Origin of the sequence: Luteibacter sahnii (genome assembly GCF_034063545.1) — a bacterium.
GTDB lineage: Bacteria > Pseudomonadota > Gammaproteobacteria > Xanthomonadales > Rhodanobacteraceae > Luteibacter > Luteibacter sahnii.
In genome coordinates this window covers 205,853-228,578 of sequence record NZ_JAQLOK010000001.1, presented here as the reverse complement: position 1 = coordinate 228,578, position 22,726 = coordinate 205,853, and the positions used below count along the sequence as shown (strand labels likewise).

The window sequence follows — 22,726 nt, the reverse complement described above, 5'->3', positions numbered from 1 at the left end:
GCCGGTCCCGATCGCTGTCGGGTCCCCGCTCCCGCGTCTGCTTTTTTCCGAGCGCACGGGACCGCGCCGGCTGAAAACCGGCGTCGGGAACATGCGCTGCGTGAGGGTCTTTTTTTGTCGCCCTTTTTCACTTGCGCGCCGCCGGTCTGCGGGTTCTGGCGCGAAAGCCCGGTCTTGCCGTGGCAAGGCCGTGTTATCGCTGGATTCTTAATTCCCCCGACAGTGAAGTCAACTGATTTTTAACTCGATCCAAGGATGGTCAAGTGCGCACATCACCATGATTTCATTGGATAAATCGAGAAGACCAAAATAGTGCAGTGCGGAATGCGCATTGGTCTTTTGGATCGATCCAGCTTGATGGGGGCATGGTGTGCTTTTCGGGCAAGTGGCTGTTTTCGCGTGGAAAGGGGTTGGTGGTTACGAGAGAGGTGCGTTGGAGGGGTTTGGACGGGGCTGCTTGTTGCAATGCAGCGTGGAAAAGCGGGGGTTGGGGGGGGAAGTGGGGACGCGGTCCGGCGTGCGGTCGAGGGCCCGGCCGACGCTGCTTTGGGTGTCGAGGGGTATCCACCGCCACCAAAGGGTCGCGTAACGCACACGCGAGCCTTCCAACTCCCCAACGTGCGGGGCAGGCGCCCCCACTTCCCACCTCCCACCCCCAACAACCCGCTTCGCCCTCGCCACGAAGCCGAGCGCCCCACCCTACGGCCACCCCCACCCAAACCCCCGCTAAACCCGACTGCAAAACCGCAAGCCCTTGCGCCGCCAGACAGCGCCCAGTCACGCGCCGAAAACGACATTGGCGCCACGCCGGGTCCACAGGCGATCCGGGACGAGAGGGCACCATGAGACACACTACGAAGGACGTCGTACTGATGACCGCGCTGTCGGTCGCTATCGTCGGCATGCTTGCCGGTTGCCAGCGCCAGGCGCCCGCGGATGACACCGCGGCCGCGCCACCGCCGGCCACCACGGGAGCGCCAGACAACGCGGCACCGCCGGCACCCGCTTACCAGCCGCCGACGGCGGAACAGCTCTACGCGCTGGTCTCGCCGATCGCGTTGTTCCCGGACAAGCTGGTCGCGCTCACGCTCGCCGCGTCCACGCATCCCGACGACGTGCACGCCGCGCGCGGTTTCCTCGAAGACAACCGCAACCTGAGCGGCTCGGCGCTCATCGACGCCGCCAGCAACCAGCCGTGGGACCCGAGCGTCAAGGCGCTGGTCGCCTTCCCCGCCGTGGTCGACCAACTGGACGGCCATAACGACTGGACCGCCGCTCTGGGGGCGGCCTACGCGGCCGAGCCCACCGACGTGCTCAACGCGATCCAGGTCATGCGCCAGCGCGCCCGCGCGCACGGTTCGCTGGCCGATACGCCGCAGCAGAAGATCCGCGTGGTGGACACGCCCCAGCCGCAGGCGACCACCACCACGACCACGGTGGTCGAGGAACGCCGTGTCGTGGAACCGCCGGCGCAGACCATCGAAATCGAACCGGCAGAACCCGACGTCGTCTACGTGCCGCATTACGATCCCGATGTCGTCTACGGCGAGCCGGTGTATTCGCGCGTCTACACCACCGAACGCTGGTACGAGCCCGCCCCCGACCGCGGCGATCTCGTGGCCACCGGCATCGTGTCTTTCGGCGTCGGTGTGCTGGTCGGCGAACTCTTCGCGCATCACCACGACCATCCGTGGGGCTGGAATGCCTGGAACACGTCGTGGGGTGGCCCGCGCGGTGGCGGCTACGGACCGCCGGCCGTGGTCTATGACAATCATCCGTATGTCGTGAACCGCAATACGGTCATCAACCGCTATACCAACATCGACCGTTCGGTGCACATCGACAACCGGCACAACTTCGGCAACGTGTCGGTGCGCAACAACACCTACAACGGCGCGCCGCCCCCGGGCCCGGCCGGCGGACCGGCGGCGGCCATGGCGCCGCGCGCGACGGACTTCGCGCACATGCAGCGCCCGAACTTCAACCCCGCGATGATGCGCGCCACGGCGCCGAACGCGCGGCCGGCGTTGCCCCCGCCGGGTGCCGAACGCGCCGGGATGATGCCGCGTCCCGCGGGCGAGCCGGGACGCCCGGTGGATCCGCGCACGTTCGCCGCAGGTCGGCCCGCGCCCAACGCGCCGCACGGTGTCGACCCGGCGATGATGCAGCGTAACGAGCGTCTGCCCGAGGCAGGGCCCGGCGCGCCTCGTGCGCCGGAGCATCCCGGCGGTGCGGAGGCCTTCGCGCGCGACCGCCAGGCGCTGGCCGCCCACGAGCCGACGCCGGCAGCGGCACGCCCGGCACAGCCGATGATGGACGCCCGGCACGCCCCGGCCCCGCAGCCGATGGCGCCGCGCCAGGACCGCGTCGAGCCGCGTATGCCGCCGAACGATGCGGCGCGCTTCGCCCAGCACACCCCGGGCGCGGCACCGCGGATGGAACCACAGCGCATGGATCAACGCATGCCGCCCCGCGAGGAACCTCGCATGGACGCCCGTCCGGAACCGCGCCCCGAACCGCGGATGGAGGCACGACCGGCGCCGCGCCCGGACGCACGCCCCCAAGGGCACCCCGAGTCGAGGCCGGCGCCGCGGCATGACGAACACCGCGAACCCGAACACAAGGACGACAAGCACGATCACTGATCATGCCGACAACGAAAAGGCCCCGCCGAGTGAAGGCGGGGCCTTTTCATTTTGACGGGATAGCGTCGCGCTTACCTGGCGCGCGGACGTCCCGCGGGCTTGCGACGCGCACCAGTCTTCCGGGTGGCCGTCTTTGCGGGCGCCACCTTGCGGGCCGACGCGCTCTTGGCGGCGGCGGGCGTCGCACCCGTCGCACGGCGCGACGCCGTCTTGCGCGTCGCGGTCGCTTTCCTGCCGGGCGTGGCCGTCTTCGCGGCAGCCCCCCTGCCCTTCTTCGCGGGCGCGCGCTTGGCGGTCGCGGCACGGGGCGCATCGCTGCCCACCGCCGGTGCGGCATCGGCCTTGCTCCGCGCCGACTTGCGCGCCAGCGGCTCGCTCGACGAGTTCAGCGGACGCCACGAGCGACCGCCCATGGCCAGCAACGTGTCGGACGACGCCGGGCCCGCGCTGCCCGAGGCGTAGTTCGGGAAGTCGGCGGGCATGCGCTGCGCCCACTCGTCGAGGATCGGCTGCACGGCGCGCCAGCACGCCTCGACCATGTCGGCGCGCTGGAACAGCGTGGCGTCGCCGGTCATGCAATCGTAGAGCAGGGTTTCGTACCCCACGTTCGGTTCGGCGCGGAACCAGTCGGCGTATTTGAAATCCATGCGCACCGGCGCCAGCTCCACGCGCGGACCGGGGCGCTTCACGTCGAACTGCAACGAGATGCCTTCGTCGGGCTGGATCTGCAGCACCAGCCAGTCGGGACCGAACGCGTCCATGCCCGTGCCACGGAACGGCGCGAACGGCGCCGACTTGAAGCGGATCGCGATTTCGGTGGTACGCCGGCCCATGTGCTTGCCCGTGCGCAGGTAGAACGGCACGCCAGACCAGCGCCAGGTGTCGATCGACAGCTTCATCGCCACGAAGGTCTCGGTGACCGAGTCGGGGGCCACGTCGGGCTCGTCTCGGTAGCTGGCGGCCAGTTGCCCATTGACCGCGCCCGGGCCGTACTGGCCGCGCACGGCATCTTCCGGCTGCACGGGGCGGATCGCCTCGATCACCTCGGCTTTGCGCGTGCGCACGGCTTCGGCATCGAAGGACGACGGCGGCTCCATCGCCACCATCGCCAGCAACTGGAAAAGATGGTTCGGCACCATGTCGCGGAGCGCGCCGGTCTGTTCGTAGAACGAACCGCGACGCTCGACGCCGACGGTTTCGGCTACGGTGATCTGCACGTGGTCGATCCGGTCGCGGTTCCAGATCGGCTCGAACAGGCCATTGGCGAAACGGAACGCCATGATGTTCTGCACCGTCTCCTTGCCGAGGAAGTGATCGATGCGGTAGACCTGGTCTTCGCGCAGCACCTTGAGGATGCGCTCGTTGAGCGCACGGGCCGACGGCAGGTCGTGGCCGAACGGCTTCTCGATGATCACGCGTCGCCAGAAGCGGCCGTCGGGGCCACCGTCATCGACCAGACCGGCCTTCTGCAACTGCTCGATCACGTCGCCAAAGAAGCGCTCGGGCGTGGCGAGGTAAAACAGCACGTTGCCCTGGGTGCCACGTTTGCGCTCCATGTCGCGCAACTTGCCCGCCAGGGAGTGGAACGCGGAGAGGTCATCGAAATCGCCCGCGTGGTAGGTCATCTGCGCGCTGAGCCAGCCCCACGCCTCTTCGTCGAGCTTGCGGCCGCCGGCGCCCACGTAGCGCTCGAGCGCCGCATGCAGGCTGCCGCGCCACGCGTTGTCGGTCATCTTGCCGTGGTTGAAGCCCACGACGGAAAAGTTGTCGGACAACAGGCCCGTGCGGCGCATGTTGTAGAGCGCGGGTACCACGAGGCGGCTGGTCAGGTCACCGGCCGCGCCGAAGATGACGACGGTACACGGATCGGCCGGGTGGGCGCGCGAACTGGTGCGCTTGGCGGTGGCTTGACTCATGCGCGAACTCCTGGGGGATAGGTGGATTCGGGGGCGGCGTGGACATCCGCCGTCGCGCTGCTGCCTCGCGCCAGGCTGTAGGCGGCGTTGACCAGCGCGACGTGCGAGAAGGCCTGGGGGAAATTGCCCAGCAGGCGCTTCGACCGGGGATCGTACTCCTCCGCGAGCAGTCCGAGGTCGTTCGTCAGCGAGATCAGCCGCTCGAAAAGCGCCCGGGCCTCGTCGATACGGCCCAGCAACACGTAGTTTTCCACCAGCCAGAAGCTGCACGGGAGGAACTGCCCTTCGCCCGGCGACAGCCCGTCGACCCCGCTGCGCGTGTCGTAGCGGAGCACGAAGCCATCGACGAGGAGATCGCTCTCGACGGCGCGCACCGTGGCGACCACGCGTGGATCATCGGGCGGCAGGAAATCGGTCAGGGTCACCAGAAGCAGGCTGGCATCGACCTGGGTCGAACCGTATGACTGGGTGAAACAGCCGCGCTTCGGGTCAATGCCTTTGGCGAGGATGTCGGCCTTGATCTCGTCGGCGATGCCGCGCCAGCGGGCCGACAACGGCGAACCCGCCTGGCGCGGCTGCTCGGACGCGCGCTGGAACGCAAGCCAGGCCATGACCTTCGAATGCACGAAATGGCGGGGCTCGCCGCGGATCTCCCAGATGCCCTCGTCCGGATGACGCCAGATGCTGGCGAGGTGATCGAGGAACACTTCCTGCACGCTGTCGGCCTCCGGCTGGAGGGCCACGCCATGGCGCACCGCGTGGGAGAACGCGCCCACCAGTTCGCCGAAGATGTCGAGCTGGAATTGCGACGACGCCGCGTTGCCGACGCGCACCGGGCGCGAGCCCTCGTAGCCGGGCAGCCAGGGCAGTTCGTATTCCTCCAGGCGGCGCTCACCGGCGAGGCCGTAGAGCACCTGCAACTGCCCGGGCGAACCGGCGACCGCGCGGCGCACCCAGTCGCGCCAGGCGCTGGCCTCGCCGTGGTAACCAGCGTTGACCAGGGCCGAGAGCACGAACGTCGCGTCGCGGGCCCAGCAGTAGCGGTAATCCCAGTTACGTTCGCTGCCGATCCACTCGGGCAGCGAGGTGGTGGGTGCGGCGACGATGCCGCCCGTGGGCAGGTAGCTGAGGCCCTTGAGCACCACGAGCGAGCGGCGGACGATGTCGCTCCATTCGCCGACGTCGCGGCAGCGGCCCGACCAGTCTTCCCAGAACGCGAGTGAATCCTCCAGCGCGATCATCGGATCGATCGCCTCCGGCGGCGACAGGTGCGACGGCCCCCATGCCAGCGCGAACGGCACGATCTCGCCGGCCGCCACCACGAAACGCGCGACGCTATGCATGCCCTCGCCTTCCACCGGCACGGGGCTGCGCATCACCAGCAGGTCCGGACCCGCGACCGCCGTGAGCGTCTCGTCGTCGACCCGCGTCACCCAGGGCACGGCGTTGCCGTAGTCGAAACGGATGCGAACCAGGGCTTCGAAATCCACCCGGCCCTCGATGCCCTCGACGATGCGGATCACCCCGACCTGTTCGCCGGCGAACGGCATGAAATCGGTGACCCGCGCCCGCCCGGTCGCGGTCGTCCACTCGGTACGCAGCACGAGGCTGCCGTCGATGTAGTCGCGTCGGGATTCGGCCGTGGGATCGGCCGGGGCAAGGCGCCAGCAACCGTGGCTCTCATCGCCCAGCAGCGAGGCGAAGCAGGCCGCGCTGTCGAAGCGCGGCAGGCACAACCAATCAATCGAACCGTCCCGCGACACCAGGGCCGCGCTCCGGCAGTTGCCGATCATCGCGTAGTCTTCGATCCGCGCCGCCATCGTGTCCTCTCAGGTCAAGACTCAACCGCAGGACACTAACCAGGCCGGCGTTAGCGGGACGTGTCCGGACGTTATTGCGAGGGTATCGCGCGTCAGTGGTGCGACGTCGCGACCGGCGCGGGCGAAGCGACCTCCACCATGCGCCTGGCGAGCTCCTCTTCGCCGTACACGACCTCGCTGGCGCCCAGGCGCGACAGATGCCCCATGCAATCGGACGAGTGCGCACGCGCGATGATCGGCAGGTCCGGGCGGAGCGCCCGGGCCGCGCGCACCACCTGGCCGCCCTCGAAGGGATCGGGCACGGCGACGATCAGCGCGCGCGCCGCCGCGAGGTTGGCTTCGGCCAGCACCGGTCCGGCGGCGGCGTTGCCGATGACGACGTCCGCTTCGCCGCCCTCCCGCAGTTCGCGCACGGCGTCTTCGTCGGTCTCGATCACCAGGATGGGGGCTCCCAAGGCGCTGAGCTCGGCGAACACGCGGCGGCCGACGCGGCCGAAACCCACGAGCACGGTATGGCCTTTGACGATGGGATGCTCGTCGGGCGCGTCGGCGTCGTGCTTCGCCACCCAACGGTCCAGGGCAATGAAAAGCAACGGATTGATGAGAATCGACACGATGGCCGCGGCGAGCAAGACATCGCGCGCCTGCTCGCTCAACAGGCCCACCGACACGCCGAGTCCGGCCAGGATGAACGAGAATTCGCCGATCTGGGCGAGGCTGGTGGCGATGGTGAGCGCGGTCTTGGGCGGACGGCCGAACGCGCGCACGATCGCATAGGCCGCCAGTGACTTGCCCACCACGATGATGAGACAGGCGGCAAGCACGATCCACGGGTGCTGCACGACGATGCCCGGATTGAACAGCATGCCGATGGACACGAAGAACAGCACCGCGAACGCATCGCGCAACGGGAGGGTTTCTTCGGCGGCCCGCTGCGAGAGCTTCGACTCGCCCATCATCATGCCGGCGAAGAACGCGCCCAGTTCGAACGACACGTCGAAGAGGTGGGCGGCGCCGAAGGCCACGCCCAGCGCGATCGCCAGCACGGCGAGCCGGAACAGCTCGCGCGAGCCGCTCGCCGACACCGCCTGAAGGGTCCAGGGAATGACCCGCTTGCCGACCACCAACATCACCGCGACGAAGAGCACCACCTTGCCGATGGTCAGGCCCACGGTGGTGAGCAGTTCGCTCATCGACGGTACGGGCCCGCCCTGGCCCGTACCGAGGAATCCGCCGATCGCGGGGAGCAGCACCAGGGCAAGCACCATCGCGAGGTCTTCGACGATCAGCCAGCCCACCGCGATGCGCCCCCGGTCGCTGTCGAGCAGACGGCGCTCCTCCATCGCACGCAGCAGCACCACCGTGCTCGCCACCGACAACGCGAGGCCGAAGACGAAGCCTTGCGCCAGCGGCCAGCCGAGGGCCCAGCCGAGCACCATCCCCATGCCGGTGGCGACGCCCATCTGTCCCGCGGCGCCGGGAATGGAAATGGACTTCACCGCGAGCAGGTCCTTGAGCGAGAAGTGCAGGCCCACGCCGAACATCAGCAGGATCACGCCGAGGTCGGCGAGCTCCTGCGCGATGCCGGCATCGGCGACGTAGCCGGGCGTGAACGGCCCGGCGACCACGCCAGCGAGCAGGTAGCCCGCGAGCACGGGCAGGCGCAATCGATGGGCGATGGCGCCGAAAACGAAAGCAAGGACGAGTCCACCGACGATGGTGGCGATGAGTGGCGTGGCGTCGTGCATGAGGGCTCCCTGAATCGCTTTACGATGGTTGGGGTCGAACGGCTGCGACGCAAGCTTTTGCGAATTATCTCAACAACGGAGCGCCCATCTAGTCGGCTGCCGTCAGCACCGCGAGAAAATCCTTGCCGTAACGCTTGAGCTTGTTCTCGCCCACGCCGCTGATGGCACCGAGTTCGTCTTCATCCTGCGGCAACGCGCGGAGCATGGCGAGCAGCGTGGCATCGTGGAAGATGACGTACGCGGGCACGCCGTGCTGTTTGGCCAGCTCCGCGCGAACGCGGCGCAAGGCGTTCCACAGGGGCTCCTCGACCGCCTCGATGCCCAGCGACGCGCCGGCCACCGCCGGCGACGGCCGGGAGGTGCGCCGCCCGCGCGCCGGACGCGCATCCTCTCGCAACCAGACCTTGCGTTCGCCCTTGAGCACCGGGCCGCTCGATGCCGACAGACGCAGGGTGCCGTAACCCTCGGGATCGGCCTCGACCAGGCCCGCGGCGAGCAACTGGCGGAACACCGAACGCCACTGCGTGGCATCCATGTCGGTGCCCACGCCGAACACGCTGAGGTTGTCGTGGCCGAGCTCGCGCACGCGTTCGCTCGACTCGCCGCGCAGGATGTCGATGAGATGGCCCGCACCGAAGCGCTGGCCGCTGCGATAGATGCACGACATGGCTTTCTGCGCGGCTACCGTGGCATCCCATGTCTTCGGTGGCGCGAGGCAGTTGTCGCAGTTTCCGCACGGTTCCGGGTAGATCTCGCCGAATGCCTCCAGCAGCAACTGACGACGGCAGCGGGTGGCCTCGGCGTAACCCAGCAGGGCATCGAGCTTGAGTCGCTCGATGCGTTTGCGATCGTCGCCGGACTCCGACTGCGAAATCATCTGGCTCATCGTCACGACGTCGCCCAGGCCGTAGACCATCCACGCCTCAGCCGGCAGGCCGTCGCGTCCCGCACGGCCGGTCTCCTGGTAATAGCCTTCCATGCTGCGCGGCAGATCGAGGTGCGCGACGAAGCGGACGTCGGGTTTGTCGATGCCCATGCCGAAGGCCACCGTCGCCACCATCACAATGGCGTCCTCGCGGAGGAACCGCTGCTGGTGGCGCATGCGCACCTCGGCATCCAGGCCCGCGTGATAGGGCAACGCGTCGACGCCGGCCTCCACGAGCCAGGCCGCTGTCTCGTCGACCTTGCGCCGGCTCAGGCAATAGACGATGCCGGCCTCGCCGCGATGCGCGTCGAGAAAATCGAGCAGCTGGCGGCGGGCGTTCTGCCGGGGTGCCACGCGGTAACGGATGTTCGGCCGGTCGAAACTCGACACGAAGCGGCGTGCCTCGTGCAGGCCCAGGCGCTCGACGATCTCCTCGCGCGTGCGCTCGTCGGCGGTGGCCGTGAGCGCGATGCGCGGCACCTCCGGAAAACGCTCGTGCAGCAGGGTGAGCTCGCGGTATTCCGGTCGGAAATCGTGTCCCCACTGCGACACGCAGTGCGCTTCGTCGATGGCGAACAGCGCGATGGGGATGCGGTCGAGCAAGGCGAGGAAGCGGCCCGTCAGCAGGCGCTCGGGGGCGACGTAGAGCAAATCGAGCTCACCGGCCACGAGGAGGTCTTCGACCTCGCGCTGGGTGGCCGGGTCGAGGCTCGAGTTGAGGTAACGCGCCTTGACGCCGGCTTCGGTGAGGGCGTCGACCTGGTCCTGCATGAGTGCGATCAGGGGCGACACCACGATGCCCGTGCCGTAACGCATGAGCGCGGGAATCTGGTAGCACAGCGACTTGCCGCCGCCGGTGGGCATCAGTACGAGGGCATCGCGGCCTTCGGCCACCTCCTCGACGATCGCCTGCTGCTGGCCGCGGAAGGCCGGGTAACCGAAGACGGAATGGAGGAGATCGAGAGCCTGGGACTGCATCCGCCCATGCTAGCAAACCGCGCCTGCCACGCCGATGACGGCGACGCGGAGGGGGCTGACGACCTACAGCGATTTTCGGCGAATGCGCTTGCCAGCCTGGGCGCTTAGGAGGCTAATGGGCCCGGGCCCGCGCGCACATGGCGACGGTCGTCTCTTCCTCGCTCTCCCTACGGGCATCCCCATGAAGCCATCGCTCGCGTTCGTCGTCCTGCTTTCGTTCGCCGCGCCGGCGGTAGCGCAGACCCGTCCCGGCGGCGCCGTCGGATTCGGCGGGGATATCGTCCGGACCACCGAGTCAGCCCTTGTGGAGGCGGTGATCCGGCCGGCCGCGACGGTGACCGCCATCGATCCCGCCACGGCCCGGCTCACGTGGCATTCCCGCCTGCTCGACTACGCGATGGACCGAGGGAACGGCGGCCACTGGCAGGCCAGCGTCGTCGAGTACCGTTAGCCCCACGACCAGATCGCGCGATCCAGGTCGTGGTCCAGGCCGAACGCGCTCATCGGCACCCGGCCGTCCTTCACCGTGACGCCTTCCGCCTTGAGCCGCCGGCACTGCTCGCGAAAGCCTTGCGTACCGGCGGGGATGCCGATGCGGCCGTCCGCCCGCAACACCCGATGCCATGGCAGCGCCATGCGGTCGGGGGCGTCGCCCAGCACCCGACCGATGAGGCGGGCCCGCCCGGGGTACCCCGCCCGCGCGGCGATCGCGCCATAGCTGGCGACCCGTCCACGCGGAATCGCGGCCACCGCGTCGAGGATCCGGCGCGCACGGAGCGCGCGGGCTTCGTCGTCGGTTTCGTCGTTCATGGGTGAACCCGTCATGCCGTCTTGATCGACGAAGGGTACCATCGGAGCCCCGACACGACGGACCGGCACCGCATGCGTCACTTCGAGGCGATTCGCTCCCATATCGGCGGCATCCACGCGCTGCGCCAGAACGAGCCCTACCTGATCAGCTTCGACCTCGAGTTGCCCGATGGCCGCCACCAGGGCATCTACCTCGCGGAACTCGAAGACGCGGACGGTCGGCGCTACCTGCGCCTCTCCACGCCGATCGGCCCGCTGGCGGGCGTGGACGCCCGCCGCTGCCTGCGCTTCAACTGGGAGCAGCGCACCGGTTACCTCGCCGAGGCCGACCTCGACGGATCGCCCTACCTGCACCTGTGCGAGAACCGCCCCTACGAGTACCTCGACGAGCCCGAACTGGCCCGCCTGATCGAAGAACTCGGCGCCACCGGCGACCAGCTCGAGCAGGTGGTCAACGGCGACGCCGACGCGCTCTGAGGCCGGATCAGAAGAACAGGTTGCCGAGCTTGACCAGGCCGTAGCCGATGCCGGCGGTGATGGGCAGGGTGAGGATCCACGCCCACACCATGCGCTCGACCACGGACCAGCGGATGGCGTTCAGCCGCTTGGCCGCGCCCACGCCCATGATCGACGCCGACACGTTGTGCGTGGTGGACACCGGCACGCCCATCATCGAGGCGGTGAGGATCACCGCCGCGGAACTGCCCTCGGCGGCGAAGCCGTTGATCGGGTGCAGCTTGACCATCTTGTGGCCGAGCGTCTTGATGATGCGCCAGCCGCCGCCGGCCGTGCCCGCGGCCATCGTCAGCGCGCAGACGACCTTCACCCATACCGGGATCGGAAACCCGCCAGCCGCGGCCGGGTCGTGGGGGATGCGCAGGAAATGCAGGAACGTCGGCAGATGGTCGAACTGCCCCGCCGCCGTCGCCCCGGCAAGGGCCAGGGCGATGATGCCCATGCTCTTCTGCGCGTCGTTCATGCCGTGGGACACGCCCATGGCGCTGGCCGAGAGGATCTGCGCCTTGCCGAAGAAGCTGTTGACGAAGGGCGTGCGGCCCAGCCGGTGCAGGAAGCCCGAGCGACTGGAAAAGAAGCCCAGCAGCGCGTAGAGCCCGCCCATGATGAGGAAGCCGATCACGAAGCCCAGGAAGGGCGACACGATCATCGGCACGATCACCTTGGGCAGCACCCCCTTGCCCAGCCACCAGTGCGCCCCGCCCTGCCACCAGATGATGGCGTGCAGGTTGCCGTCGGACGCCGCGAGCGCCGCGCCGCAGAGGCCACCCACGAGGGCGTGGCTGGAACTGGACGGCAGGCCCAGCCACCAGGTGATGAGGTTCCAGATGGTGGCGCCGAGCAGGGCGCTGATCAGCAGGTGCGAACCGACGTCGATCACGCCGGTGTCGATGAGCCCCGAGGCGATGGTGGCGGCCACGGCCGTGCCCCACAGGGCACCCGCGAGATTGGTGACGGCGGCCAGCAACACGGCCTGGCCGGGCGTGAGCACCTTGGTGGCGACGACGGTGGCGATGGAGTTCGCGGTGTCGTGGAAGCCATTGATATAGGTGAAGGCAAGGGCGATCAGGACGACCGCGAGAACCATGCTCATGGGTGGCCGCCCGTCAGGAGTTCTTGAGCACGATGGAATAGACGACGTTGCCGACGTCACGGCACTTGTCGACGGCTTTTTCCACCAGCTCGAAGAGGTCCTTCGCCAGCACCGCCCGGATGGGGTCGGAGCCTTCGGCGTAGAGGGAACGGTAGGGGTCGAGCAGCAGGCGGTCGGCCTCCGATTCCAGCGCCTGCAGCTGGTCGCGCAGCTTCTTGACCGGATCGATCTTCAGCCCGTGGCGCAGCTGGCCGATCATCGAGACGACCACGTCGGCCGCCCGCTCGAGCAATTCGGCGCGCTGGCTGAAATCGATGCCCTGGAGGCGCTCGGCGACGATGACGTAGCGTTCGGCGAACTTCTCGATGGTCTTGGGAATCTTGTAGAGCGCCGAGTTGAGCGCCTCGATGTCCTCGCGATCGAGCGCGGTGACGAAGGTGTTGACCAGCTCCTCGCCGATCTGCGCGTGCAGCGCCTTCTCGCGGGCCCTGGCGGCCGCGAAGGCGGCCATCACCGGGGTGCGGTCGGTGCGGGTGACGAGTTCGCACATGGCGCGGGAGCTTTCGCGCGCGGCCTCGGCGCTGGCCTCGAGCAGGCCGTAGAACTTGTCGCCCTTACCGAAGATGGTCTGGAGTGAAAACATGGGGTTGCCTGGAGATAACCGGGGGAATCGTGACGCTTATGTTACCGGACGGCACACTCCCGTGTTCGCATGCGTCTGGTATAAGACGCCGCACATGTTCACTGAACTCCTGCTGGTCCTTGTCCTCTCCCTCGGCAACGGCTTCTTCGCCCTGTCCGAGATGTCCGTGGTGGCCTCGCGAAAGAGCCGCCTCAAGCACATGGCCCGCGACAGCCGCCGGGCCCGGATCGCCCTGCAACTGGCCGAATCGCCGGAGCGGTTCCTCTCCACCGTGCAGGTGGGGATGACCCTGATCATCCTGGTCACCGGCGCCGTGGCGGGCGACCGCCTGGGCGAGCATTTCGCCCAGCTGCTCCACGGCGATGGCCCCGCCTGGCTCGAACCCTACATGCGCGTACTCGGCTGGCTGGCCGGTTTCCTGCTGATGTCGCTGGTGCAGATCGTGATCGGCGAACTGGTGCCCAAGCGCGCGGCGCTCACGGCCCCCGAGCGCATCGCCTGCCAGATCGCGGTGCCCATGCTGGTGATTTCGCGCATCACCCTGCCCCTGGTCTGGCTGCTCAACCACCTTTCGACCGCTATCCTGCGGGTGATGCGCCTGCACCGGCGCAGCGCCTCGGCCGCCACCGAAGAGGAGATCCGCCTGCTGGTGGCCGAGAGCGCCGAACAGGGCATCCTCGACAGCGACGAGCGCAACATGGTCAACCGCGTGCTGCGGCTGGGCGACCGCACGGTGGGCTCGGTAATGACCCCGCGCAAGAAGATCGCCTGGCTCGACGTGGCCGCCCCGCGCGAGGACAACCTGGAGGTCTTCCGAAGCACCCCGTTCTCGCGCTACCCGGTCTACCGCCGCGACGAGAGCGAGGTGGTCGGCACGGTCGAGGTCAAGTCGCTGATCCGTTCGTTTGAGGGGGGCGGCGAGGTCGATCTCTTCGCCCACGTGGGGCGCCCACTGTTCGTGCCGGCCACGGCGCGCGCCCTCGACCTGCTCGAAGCCTTCCGCGACGCCGATACCCAGCTCGCCCTCGCGGTGGACGAATACGGCGACATCGAAGGCCTGGTCACCCTCAACGACCTGCTCTCGGCGGTCGTCGGCGCCACCGCCCCGGCGGCCGACGACGCGAACCAGGACGGCCCCATCGTCCGCCGCGACGACGGCAGCTGGCTGATCGACGGCGCCCTGCCCGCCGACGACCTGCGCGAACTGCTGCAACTGGAGCGCCTGCCCAACGAGGAAGAACACGACTTCCGCACCCTGGCGGGCATGGTCACCACCCAGTTCGGTCACATTCCCCGGGCGGGCGAGTGGTTCGAATGGCAGGGTCGCCGTTTCGAAGTGGTCGACATGGACGGCGCGCGCGTGGACAAGCTGTTGGTCAGCCCCGTGCAGGCCGCGTCGTCGACGGACGGCTGAACGCCTGGATGGCGTTGTCCGGGTATGGCAAAGGGGGAGCGGACCGCGTCCGCTCCCCTTTGAATCTCAGGCGGACACGCCCAGCAGGCGCGGCGTGGCGCTGGCGCCGATCACCTGGGTCATCGCGGCAGCCACCTTATGGTTGGCGGCGATGATGTTGCCGCTCTCGGGCAGGCCTTCGCGACCGGCGAAGTCGTTGTAGACGCCGCCCGCCTCACGGACCAACAGCGCACCCGCGGCGATGTCCCACACGCCCAGGCCCGGCTCGAAATAACCGTCGACGCGGCCCGCGGCCACGTAGGCCAGGTCGAGGGCGGCCGACCCCATGCGACGGATGTCCTCGGCTTCCTGGAGCAGGGCCTGGGTCATCGACAGCTGCGACTCGAGGTGGTTGCGCACGCGATAGGGAAACCCCGTGGCGATCATCGCCCCGCCGAGGCCGTCGCGGCGACTCACGCGGATGCGGCGATCGTTGAGGTAGGCGCCGTCGCCGCGGCTGGCCGTGAACAGCTCATCGCGCAACGGATCGAACACCACGCCATAGACCGGCTCGCCCTTCTCGAGCAGGGCGATGGAGACGCAGAAATGGGGAATACCACGCAGGTAGTTGTGCGTGCCATCGAGCGGGTCGATGACCCACATGAGCGGCCCCTTGCCGATCTGGCCCGACTCCTCGCCCAGGATGGCGTGGGTGGGGTAGGCGCGGCGCAGTTCCTTGACGATCTCGGCTTCGGCGAGGCGGTCGACTTCGGAGGCGAAGTCCATCCGCTGCTTTTCGACGACCGACAGGCCCTCGATGCGATTCATGTAGCGCAGGATGATGTTGCCTGCGGAGCGCGCGGCGCGCGCCGCGACGTTGACGGCGGGTCTTGGCATGGGGATCGGCTTGGCAAAAGAACGTGGGAGCGGTCGAAAGCCGCGTCGGCCGGGGAGTTTACCACCGGGTGGCAGGGAGGCCAAAGCCGCCCCGGTGTAGACTTTCCGGCCGACCCGTCCACACGGCATGCCGCATGGCCCTTTCCGAGCTCCACGACCGTTTCCGTTTCGTCCTCGTCCGCACCTCCCATGCGGGCAACATCGGCTCCGCCGCCCGCGCCATCCGGACGATGGGTTTCGACCGGCTGACCCTCGTGGCGCCGCACCGCTTTCCCGATCCGGAGGCTACCGCGCTCGCCGCGGGCGCCGACGACGTGCTCGCCGGGGCCGCCCTGCACGACGACCTCGTGGGCGGCCTGTCCGGCACCACCTTTGCGCTCGGCCTGTCGGCCCGCCGCCGCGGGGTCAACCTGCCTGAACTCGACCCTCGCGAAGGCGCGGCCCAGGCGATCGCCGCCGCACGGCGCGGCGAGCAGGTGGCCCTGGTCTTCGGCAACGAACGCACGGGCCTGGAGAACGACGAACTGTCGCGCTGCCATGCGATGGTTCGCATCCCCAGCGTCGACGACTTCAGCTCACTCAATCTGTCGCAGGCCGTGCAGGTGGTGGCCTACGAACTGCGTGTCGCGCTGTTGGCCGACCAGGCCCGCGTCCCCGTCGCCGAGCCCGACCCGGACGAGGCACCGGCCGACGCGGAACAGGTCGAGCGATTCTTCACCCACCTGGGCGAGACGCTCGACGACATCGAATTCCACAAGGGCCGTTCGCCCACCACCATCATGCTCAAGCTACGCAAGCTGTTCCTGCGCGCCCGGCCGGAGCTGCGTGAACTGCGTATCCTGCACGGCATCCTCGCCGATGCGCAGCGCATGGCCGGGTTGGCGAAGAAACGCGACTGACGCTCAGAACATCTCGCGAAAGAACCGCAACAGCGCATGGCTGAACGTGGCGGACGCCACGGCGATCGCCACCGTGGTGATCCACACCGCGAGCAGGAGGCCGCCGTCGCGCTCGACCCATGCGAACGCAAACACGATGAGCATGCCGCCGAAGACATAGTTGGTGAACGGAATCGGCAGGGCGAGCAGGAGGCCGATCAGCAGCATGATCGCGCCGGATACGAACGTGAAGGGGCGGCGCGTGAGGCGCTGCAGCCGGGGCTTGCAGATCGTCTCCAGCCGGCGGGTCATCGGTTCGATGCGGTCGAGGAAGCGCAGCAGGCCGGCGCGCGACATCGTGCGTCGGCGCAGGAAGCCCGGCACCCACGGATGCTCCAGCCCCACCAGCATCTCCAGCCCCAGGCCCGCGACCAGCACGCCCATGACCCCACCGATACCCAGCGGCACGGGGATGGCATTGGGAATCGCCAACAGCAGGAGCAGCACGCCGAAGGCCCGTTGGCGCAGGGGTTCGAGCAGGTCGTCGACGCTGATGCGCTCGCCCGGCGCCGCGAGCGCGGCCGCGCGCAGGAGGGCGGCTGTCTTGTCGTCGCGGGACTCGTGGGCGGTCATGGCCGGACTGTCGCCAACGCGCGTTGAACCGGTATTGAACGCGAAAAAGCGTCGCGCAGGCCGTCATCGCGCGCGGTCCCCCCGCACCATGACCGCCACGGCCCCACCCGCTCCGTTGCCCCCAGAGGGTTCGCGGACACGGTCCGCTCGCACCCGACCAAGGCAACGGCCATGCCGCAACGACCGAAGGGCGGGCCGGCGACAGCCGGCGAGGAACCCGTAACGCACACGGTACGTCCCGCCAGGCCGCCGGTCCGTCAGTCCTTGAGCAAGCTGCGCAGGAACGGCACCGTCACCCGCCGCTGCGCGGCGAGCGAGGCACGGTCGAGGGTATCGAGCAGGTCGAGCAAGGCGCCCAGGTCGCGCGCGTGATGCGCGAAAAGCCAATCCAGCACCGTGTCGTCCAGTTCGATGCCCCGCCCGGCCGCCTGCTCGCGCAACACCTGGCGACGTTCGTCATCGCCCAGCGGCTTGAGCACCACCTGGGTCAGCGAGCCGAGGCGCGAACGCAGATCGGGCAAGGCGATGCCCAGGGAGGCCGGTGCCGACGTCGCCGCGAAGAGCAAAGTGCCCCCGTCGGCGCGGTAGCGGTTGAAGGTGTCGAACAACGCGTGTTCGGCGTCGGCCTCGCCGACGACGGAATCCAGATCGTCGATCGCCAGCACATCGCTGCCCGCCATGCCGCGGATCGCATCCGCTCGCGAACCTCGCAGGGCCGCGAGGGGCAGGTATTGGGCGGTACGCCCGTCGTCGATGGCCGCCTGGCAGGCCGCGATGAGCAGGTGCGTGCGGCCGCTGCCCAAAGGCCCGGCGACGAACACCCAAGGTGCCGACCCGTGGGAGGCCGCCGCCCGCAACGCCTCGACCGCCGCCGCGTTTTCGCCCGCGTGGAAATGCTCAAAGCGCTGGCGACGCGGCCAGCGCAGCGCGAGCGGAAGCTGCGGGCTGGTCATGGCACCCCGTCGCCCGGCGGGCGGGGCGTGCCGTTCACGCGCACGTCGACCTCGACGTCGAGCCGGGCCGTTTCCGACCGTGGCGCGGGATCGTTGTAGAGCGGGCTCTCGCGGTAGCGCGCGAACACGTAGCGCAGCAGCACCATGACCACCGACGCGGCCGGCAGCGCGAGCAGTACGCCGAGGAAACCGAACAGATGACCGCCGGCCAGCACGGCGAAGATCACCGCCACCGGGTGCAGGCCGATCTTGCCGCCCACCAGGCGGGGCACCAGGACATACCCTTCGAGCAACTGGCCGATGGTGAACACCACCACCACCAGGATCACGTGCAGCCAGTCGCCGTACTGCACGAGGGCCGCGATCATCGCGGCCACGAAGCCGATGATGAAGCCCAGGTACGGCACGAAGCTGAGCAGGCCGGCGATCATGCCGATCAGCGGGCCGATCGAGATACCGACGATCGTCAGGCCCAGGCCATAGAACACGCCCAGCGCCAGCATCACCAGCAGCTGGCCGCGAACGAACGCACCGAGCACCTGGTCCGATTCACGCGACAGGCGCACCACGGTCGGCTCGATCGAGCGCGGCAGCAGGCGCTGGATGTGGGCGATCATCGTGTCCCAGTCGCGCAGCAGGTAGAAGGCCACCACCGGGATCAGCACGGCGTTGGTCATCCACGTGATGATGCCCATGCCCGACTGGGTGACCTTCGCCACGGTGCGCGCGGCGATGGAGCCGATCGAACCGATGTGTTCGCGGATCGTCGCCAGCACACGGTCGGTGTCGAAGGTGCCCGGATCCAGGTGCAGCCGTTGCTGCAGCCACGGCAGCGCGACGCCACGCACCCATTCCACGTAATGCGGGAGGTTTTCCGAGAGGTTTTCCACCTGGTGCGTGATGAGGGGAATCAGCAGCAGCACGACGCCGATGAAGATCACGGCGATCACGGTGAACACGATGCTTACCGCCCAGGTGCGACCCATGCCCAACCGCTGGAGGCGGTCGGCCAGGGGATCGCCCAGATAGGCCAGCATGCCCGCCAGGGCGAACGGCATGAGCACCGGCGCCAGCAGCCAGATCACAAAGACGATGACGGCAGCCAGACCGAGGAGCTGCCAGCGGCGCGAATTGTCGTGGGTCATGCGATTCCCTGATGAGCGAGGTGGCGATCGCCGCGGTCCGTGGGCGATCGGCGCGGCTGGGGCCGATCAGGCCCATCCCGACGTGAAAGAAATGGCTTTATGGCACCCAGCGCACGGCCAGGTCGGCGCCGGGGTGGGCGTCGCCGACCAGCACATGGCCGCCCGTCGCGTAACCGGCGATCAGCCGGGCGAGCGGGGCCGAGGCGCTGACGTTGAGCAGCACGCCTTCGGGACTGGCTTCCAGCGGCGCTACCGACTTGATCGAGGGGTCGTTCTCGAACGTGGAAAGCAGGCCGGCGTAGTCCATGGCCGAGTTCAGGCCGGTCACCCACACCTTGCCGCTCGTGCTGCCGCTCTGGGCCGCCGCGAACTGGCGGTCGAGTTTGTCAGCCATGGCGTTGGCGCCGTTGGCGAGCAACGCCCCGCGGGCTTCGCCGCTGTCTTTCCAGTCGCTGTGCTGGCCGCCGGAAACCAGGGTCCAGTCGATGCCGCCATCGGCACCGAGCTTGCCGACCAGCACGTTGGAGGTGTTGTACTGGCGCGCCACCGCGGCGAGCGCGGCCGGGTCGCCCTTGAGCAGCGCGTCGGCATCGAGGCTGTCGCCGGCCTTCGGGGTCACCACCGGGTAACCGCGGGTATCCGCCGCCTGGGCGAGCGGCGCGAGATCCTGGGCGCCCAGCAGCTTGCCCGAGGCGTCATGGGCGATGACCAGCACCGGGGGGCGCGGCGCCGCGATGGCGGCGTCGCCAACGGCCAGCACGCGACGGATGGCGCCGGAGTCGAAGGTGATATCGAGGCTGAGCGGTGCGCCGTTGGCGCCGCCCGTGCGCGAATACTGGTATTGCTGGACCAGGCCGCCCGGCTGTTTCATGGCATCGGCGTACCCCGGCTTGCCGCGCGGGTCGGCACCGTTGCTGGCCCGGGCAAGGACCTGGGTGAGGCCGGTGGCGAAGGCCTGGTCGCGCACGGCGGCGCTGGTGTCGCTGACAGGCACGGTGACCGTATACATCGCGGTCTGCGCCAGGGCCGGCCCGGCGAAGGCCAGCGCGAGGAGCATCAGGAAGGCGAGGAAACGGTCTGGGCGCATGGCGGCACGTCGCTCTGTGAAGGCGGGAAGTCTGCCCAAAGCTTGCCATGCCGTCCATCCAGCGCGGCGTGAAGCCTCCTGGGGCGTCGGCGGCCCTGCTATCATTCGCGGTTTCCAACGTGCCGGAACCGTCCATGTCCACCGACCAGGGCTCCCTCACCTACCGCGACGCGGGCGTCGACATCGATGCCGGCAACGCGCTCGTCGAGCGCATCAAGCCGATGGTCAAGCGCACCTTCCGCCCGGAGGTCATGGGCGGGCTGGGTGGCTTCGGCGGCCTGTTCGACCTGTCGGGGCGCTACAAGGAGCCCGTGTTGGTGTCCGGCACCGACGGCGTGGGCACCAAGCTCAAGCTCGCCCAGCAGTTGGGCCGGCACGACACCATCGGCATCGACCTGGTCGGCATGTGCGTCAACGACGTACTCGTGCAGGGCGCCGAGCCGCTGTTCTTCCTCGACTACTTCGCCACTGGCAAGCTCGACGTCGACACCGCCGCATCGGTCGTGTCCGGCATCGCGAAGGGCTGCGAACTCGCCGGCTGCGCGCTCATCGGCGGCGAAACCGCCGAAATGCCCGACATGTACCCGCCCGGCGAATACGACCTGGCCGGCTTCACCGTCGGCGCCGTCGAGAAGTCCGCGATGAACGACGGCTCGGCCATCGTCGAGGGCGACGTCATCCTGGGCATCGATTCGTCCGGTCCGCATTCCAACGGTTACTCGCTGGTGCGGCGCATCCTCGAACGCGCCGGTTCGCCGCTCGATGCCGACCTGGGCGGCGTCCCGCTGGTCGACGCGCTGATGGCCCCGACCACGATCTACGTCAAGCCGATCCTCGACCTGCTAGGCAAGGTGACGGTCCACGGCATGGCGCACATCACCGGCGGCGGCCTGAAGGAAAACATCATCCGCGTGGTGCCCGACGGCCTGGGCCTGTCGATCGACGCATCGTCGTGGGAGCTGCCGCCGGTGTTCCAGTGGCTGCAGCGCGAAGGCAACGTCGCCCGCGACGAGATGTGGCGCACCTTCAACTGCGGCATTGGTTTCACCGTACTGATCGCGGCGGACCAGGTCGATGCCACGCAGGCCGTGCTGAACGGCCACGGCCTCGCGTCGCGCGTGATCGGCACGGTCGTCGCCGCCACCGGCGACGAGCGCGTCCACATCGCCTGAGCCACCCATCGTGGATCGTCCGCTCCGTGTCGCCGTGCTCGCTTCCGGGCGCGGCAGCAACCTCGCCGCGCTCATCGCGGCGCGCCTGCAGGTCGACTTCGTGCTGGTCGGCAGCGACAAAGCCAAGGCCGGCGCGTTGGCCCTCGCCGCCGCGGCGGGCATCCCCACCCTGCATCTGAATCCGCGCGATTACGCGGACCGCGCCAGCTTCGACCGGGCGCTGTTCGGTCGCGTCGCGGAGGCGCAGCCCGACCTGCTCGTGCTGGCCGGCTACATGCGCATCATCGACGGCACCGTCATCGCTCCGTGGGAAGGCCGGGCGATCAACATCCATCCGTCGCTGCTGCCGAAGTATCGCGGCCTGCATACGCATCGCCAGTGCCTGGCAGCGGGCGACGCCGAACACGGTGCCAGCGTGCACTTCGTCACCGCGGAACTCGACGGCGGCCCGGTGGTGGCCCAGGCGCGCATTCCGGTCGGCACGGACGACACCGAAGAGACACTCGCTGCCCGCCTGCTGACGCGGGAGCACGCGCTACTGCCAGCCGTGGTCCGCGCCATCGCGTCGGGCCGGCTCGCCTGGCAAGGCGGCCCCGTCTTCGACGGTACGCCCCTCACCGCCCCGCTCGATCTCACCGCCCTGCGGTAGGGGGCGCCCTGCGTGCGAGCTCTCGCCCATGAGGCACCGCCGCGGGCTGTCGTTCAGTCCCGGTGGCTATATTGGGCGTCATGACCAAGACCACCCTCCTCCGCGCCAGCCTCGGCCTGGCCCTCGCCCTGCCTGCCGCCGCGTTCGCCGCGGACGTGCCGCAGTCGTTCACCGCCACCTATCACGTACTCCAGGGCGGCAGCCCACTGGGCGACGCCACGCTCACCCTCAAGCCCGCCGCCAACGGCCAGTTCGAGTACACCAACCGCACCCAGGGCACCTCCGGCCTCGCCGCCGCCCTCGGCGCCAGCGTGTCGGAGACCTCCGACTTCACCTGGGCGGGCAAGGTGCCGCAGGCGGTGTCCTACCGCTACGAGATGGCCTCGGCACTGAAGCCCAAGACGCGCTCGCTCGTCGTCCAGGGCGGTACGGTGCAGGTGCAGGACAATAAGAAGTCTTACACCTACCCCGCCGCGCCGGGCATGGTCGAGCGCAACACGCTGCCCCTCGCCCTCGGCGTCGCCCTGCGTGGCGGCGCCCAGCAGGTCAGCTTTCCCGTCGCCGTGAAGCAACAGGTGGAGACGCAGCAGTTCAAGGTAGCGGGCAAGGAAAAAGTCACCGTACCGGCAGGCACCTTCGACGCCGTGCGCGTCGAGCGAGCCGACGAAGCCAAAGGTTTCAGCGCGTGGTACGTGCCCACGAAATACCCCGTGCCGGTCAAGCTGGCCCAGAGCGACGGCGGCGACCTTACCCTCGAACTGGTGAAGTTCCAGGGCAAGTGACGCAGGCAGGGCCCTGGCGCGCCAGGGCCGTCGACCCGTGTAT

Annotated in this window: 20 protein-coding genes; 8 read left to right on the top strand and 12 right to left on the bottom strand. The window is 68.8% G+C overall.

Annotation, left to right across the window (positions count from 1 at the left end; translation table 11 throughout):
• Positions 1 to 842: 842 nt before the first annotated feature.
• Positions 843 to 2,645, top strand: a complete 1,803-nt coding sequence (locus tag PI246_RS01055) for a DUF3300 domain-containing protein (RefSeq protein ID WP_320549433.1) — start codon at positions 843 to 845, stop codon at positions 2,643 to 2,645.
• Between the two features lie 71 nt (positions 2,646 to 2,716).
• On the opposite strand, the gene zwf is transcribed toward PI246_RS01055, so the two are convergent.
• From zwf to recQ, 4 genes are all read right to left on the bottom strand, one after another.
• Entirely contained in the window at positions 2,717 to 4,561 is a 1,845-nt protein-coding gene (gene zwf, locus PI246_RS01050; protein ID WP_320549432.1) for a glucose-6-phosphate dehydrogenase, read from the bottom strand.
• On the bottom strand, positions 4,558 to 6,381 hold the full coding sequence (locus PI246_RS01045; RefSeq protein WP_320549431.1) for a glycoside hydrolase family 15 protein: 1,824 nt from the start codon (positions 6,379 to 6,381) through the stop codon (positions 4,558 to 4,560). Before PI246_RS01045 ends, zwf begins: the two co-directional genes overlap by 4 nt.
• Before the next feature lie 92 nt (positions 6,382 to 6,473).
• On the bottom strand, positions 6,474 to 8,129 hold the full coding sequence (gene ybaL, locus PI246_RS01040; protein ID WP_320549430.1) for a YbaL family putative K(+) efflux transporter: 1,656 nt from the start codon (positions 8,127 to 8,129) through the stop codon (positions 6,474 to 6,476).
• 88 nt (positions 8,130 to 8,217) lie between these two features.
• Positions 8,218 to 10,032, bottom strand: a complete 1,815-nt coding sequence (recQ, locus tag PI246_RS01035) for a DNA helicase RecQ (protein WP_320549429.1) — start codon at positions 10,030 to 10,032, stop codon at positions 8,218 to 8,220.
• 181 nt (positions 10,033 to 10,213) lie between these two features.
• On the opposite strand from recQ, the gene PI246_RS01030 reads away from it, so the two are divergent.
• Positions 10,214 to 10,483: a hypothetical protein gene (locus tag PI246_RS01030; RefSeq protein WP_320549428.1), complete on the top strand. Its 270-nt coding sequence runs from the start codon at positions 10,214 to 10,216 to the stop codon at positions 10,481 to 10,483.
• Here PI246_RS01030 and PI246_RS01025 read toward each other — a convergent pair.
• The gene (locus tag PI246_RS01025; protein ID WP_320549427.1) at positions 10,480 to 10,842 is read right to left on the bottom strand and encodes an MGMT family protein; all 363 of its coding nucleotides are present in this window, start codon (positions 10,840 to 10,842) and stop codon (positions 10,480 to 10,482) included. The two genes, PI246_RS01030 and PI246_RS01025, sit on opposite strands and share 4 nt — an antisense overlap.
• Positions 10,843 to 10,914: 72 nt before the next feature.
• On the opposite strand from PI246_RS01025, the gene PI246_RS01020 reads away from it, so the two are divergent.
• Positions 10,915 to 11,319 (top strand): hypothetical protein, encoded by a 405-nt coding sequence (locus tag PI246_RS01020; RefSeq protein ID WP_320549426.1) that lies wholly within the window; start codon positions 10,915 to 10,917, stop codon positions 11,317 to 11,319.
• A gap of 7 nt (positions 11,320 to 11,326) precedes the next feature.
• Here the strand turns inward: PI246_RS01020 and PI246_RS01015 are convergent, their stop codons facing one another.
• Both PI246_RS01015 and PI246_RS01010 read right to left on the bottom strand, forming a co-directional pair.
• Positions 11,327 to 12,451: an inorganic phosphate transporter gene (locus PI246_RS01015; protein WP_320549425.1), complete on the bottom strand. Its 1,125-nt coding sequence runs from the start codon at positions 12,449 to 12,451 to the stop codon at positions 11,327 to 11,329.
• Positions 12,452 to 12,464: 13 nt separating this feature from the next.
• The gene (locus PI246_RS01010) at positions 12,465 to 13,094 is read right to left on the bottom strand and encodes a DUF47 domain-containing protein (RefSeq protein WP_320549424.1); all 630 of its coding nucleotides are present in this window, start codon (positions 13,092 to 13,094) and stop codon (positions 12,465 to 12,467) included.
• A gap of 94 nt (positions 13,095 to 13,188) precedes the next feature.
• On the opposite strand from PI246_RS01010, the gene PI246_RS01005 reads away from it, so the two are divergent.
• Positions 13,189 to 14,508: a hemolysin family protein gene (locus PI246_RS01005; RefSeq protein WP_320549423.1), complete on the top strand. Its 1,320-nt coding sequence runs from the start codon at positions 13,189 to 13,191 to the stop codon at positions 14,506 to 14,508.
• Between the two features lie 66 nt (positions 14,509 to 14,574).
• On the opposite strand, the gene PI246_RS01000 is transcribed toward PI246_RS01005, so the two are convergent.
• Positions 14,575 to 15,384, bottom strand: coding sequence for an inositol monophosphatase family protein (locus PI246_RS01000; protein ID WP_320549422.1), 810 nt, complete (start codon positions 15,382 to 15,384; stop codon positions 14,575 to 14,577).
• A 134-nt stretch (positions 15,385 to 15,518) separates the two neighbouring features.
• On the opposite strand from PI246_RS01000, the gene PI246_RS00995 reads away from it, so the two are divergent.
• Positions 15,519 to 16,283, top strand: a complete 765-nt coding sequence (locus tag PI246_RS00995; protein ID WP_320549421.1) for an RNA methyltransferase — start codon at positions 15,519 to 15,521, stop codon at positions 16,281 to 16,283.
• Positions 16,284 to 16,286: 3 nt separating this feature from the next.
• On the opposite strand, the gene PI246_RS00990 is transcribed toward PI246_RS00995, so the two are convergent.
• From PI246_RS00990 to PI246_RS00975, 4 genes are all read right to left on the bottom strand, one after another.
• Positions 16,287 to 16,895: an exopolysaccharide biosynthesis protein gene (locus PI246_RS00990; protein ID WP_320549420.1), complete on the bottom strand. Its 609-nt coding sequence runs from the start codon at positions 16,893 to 16,895 to the stop codon at positions 16,287 to 16,289.
• A 257-nt stretch (positions 16,896 to 17,152) separates the two neighbouring features.
• Positions 17,153 to 17,848: a DnaA regulatory inactivator Hda gene (hda, locus tag PI246_RS00985; protein ID WP_320549419.1), complete on the bottom strand. Its 696-nt coding sequence runs from the start codon at positions 17,846 to 17,848 to the stop codon at positions 17,153 to 17,155.
• A complete protein-coding gene (locus PI246_RS00980; RefSeq protein WP_320549418.1) occupies positions 17,845 to 18,993 on the bottom strand; it encodes an AI-2E family transporter in 1,149 nt (382 codons plus the stop codon). The genes hda and PI246_RS00980 overlap by 4 nt, the downstream gene beginning before the upstream one ends.
• Positions 18,994 to 19,090: 97 nt before the next feature.
• Positions 19,091 to 20,080, bottom strand: coding sequence for a DUF2066 domain-containing protein (locus PI246_RS00975; protein ID WP_320549417.1), 990 nt, complete (start codon positions 20,078 to 20,080; stop codon positions 19,091 to 19,093).
• A gap of 134 nt (positions 20,081 to 20,214) precedes the next feature.
• Between PI246_RS00975 and purM the strand changes: the two genes are divergently transcribed.
• The 3 genes from purM (at position 20,215) to PI246_RS00960 (ending at position 22,683) form a co-directional block, all read left to right on the top strand.
• On the top strand, positions 20,215 to 21,252 hold the full coding sequence (gene purM, locus PI246_RS00970; protein ID WP_320549416.1) for a phosphoribosylformylglycinamidine cyclo-ligase: 1,038 nt from the start codon (positions 20,215 to 20,217) through the stop codon (positions 21,250 to 21,252).
• A gap of 7 nt (positions 21,253 to 21,259) precedes the next feature.
• Positions 21,260 to 21,901: a phosphoribosylglycinamide formyltransferase gene (gene purN, locus PI246_RS00965; protein ID WP_320550223.1), complete on the top strand. Its 642-nt coding sequence runs from the start codon at positions 21,260 to 21,262 to the stop codon at positions 21,899 to 21,901.
• Positions 21,902 to 21,981: 80 nt separating this feature from the next.
• Positions 21,982 to 22,683, top strand: coding sequence for a DUF3108 domain-containing protein (locus PI246_RS00960; protein WP_320549415.1), 702 nt, complete (start codon positions 21,982 to 21,984; stop codon positions 22,681 to 22,683).
• The last annotated feature ends 43 nt before the right edge of the window (positions 22,684 to 22,726 follow it).

Coding starts and splice junctions, on each gene's coding strand:
- PI246_RS01010 (WP_320549424.1), bottom strand. CDS start 13,094: ATGTTTTCACTCCAGACCATCTTCGGTAAGGGCGACAAGTTCTACGGC.
- PI246_RS01030 (WP_320549428.1), top strand. CDS start 10,214: ATGAAGCCATCGCTCGCGTTCGTCGTCCTGCTTTCGTTCGCCGCGCCG.
- PI246_RS00975 (WP_320549417.1), bottom strand. CDS start 20,080: ATGCGCCCAGACCGTTTCCTCGCCTTCCTGATGCTCCTCGCGCTGGCC.
- PI246_RS01000 (WP_320549422.1), bottom strand. CDS start 15,384: ATGCCAAGACCCGCCGTCAACGTCGCGGCGCGCGCCGCGCGCTCCGCA.
- PI246_RS01045 (WP_320549431.1), bottom strand. CDS start 6,381: ATGGCGGCGCGGATCGAAGACTACGCGATGATCGGCAACTGCCGGAGC.
- PI246_RS01055 (WP_320549433.1), top strand. CDS start 843: ATGAGACACACTACGAAGGACGTCGTACTGATGACCGCGCTGTCGGTC.
- PI246_RS01020 (WP_320549426.1), top strand. CDS start 10,915: ATGCGTCACTTCGAGGCGATTCGCTCCCATATCGGCGGCATCCACGCG.
- PI246_RS01015 (WP_320549425.1), bottom strand. CDS start 12,451: ATGAGCATGGTTCTCGCGGTCGTCCTGATCGCCCTTGCCTTCACCTAT.
- zwf (WP_320549432.1), bottom strand. CDS start 4,561: ATGAGTCAAGCCACCGCCAAGCGCACCAGTTCGCGCGCCCACCCGGCC.
- PI246_RS00980 (WP_320549418.1), bottom strand. CDS start 18,993: ATGACCCACGACAATTCGCGCCGCTGGCAGCTCCTCGGTCTGGCTGCC.
- PI246_RS01025 (WP_320549427.1), bottom strand. CDS start 10,842: ATGAACGACGAAACCGACGACGAAGCCCGCGCGCTCCGTGCGCGCCGG.
- recQ (WP_320549429.1), bottom strand. CDS start 10,032: ATGCAGTCCCAGGCTCTCGATCTCCTCCATTCCGTCTTCGGTTACCCG.
- hda (WP_320549419.1), bottom strand. CDS start 17,848: ATGACCAGCCCGCAGCTTCCGCTCGCGCTGCGCTGGCCGCGTCGCCAG.
- ybaL (WP_320549430.1), bottom strand. CDS start 8,129: ATGCACGACGCCACGCCACTCATCGCCACCATCGTCGGTGGACTCGTC.
- PI246_RS00995 (WP_320549421.1), top strand. CDS start 15,519: ATGGCCCTTTCCGAGCTCCACGACCGTTTCCGTTTCGTCCTCGTCCGC.
- purM (WP_320549416.1), top strand. CDS start 20,215: ATGTCCACCGACCAGGGCTCCCTCACCTACCGCGACGCGGGCGTCGAC.
- PI246_RS00990 (WP_320549420.1), bottom strand. CDS start 16,895: ATGACCGCCCACGAGTCCCGCGACGACAAGACAGCCGCCCTCCTGCGC.
- PI246_RS00960 (WP_320549415.1), top strand. CDS start 21,982: ATGACCAAGACCACCCTCCTCCGCGCCAGCCTCGGCCTGGCCCTCGCC.
- PI246_RS01005 (WP_320549423.1), top strand. CDS start 13,189: ATGTTCACTGAACTCCTGCTGGTCCTTGTCCTCTCCCTCGGCAACGGC.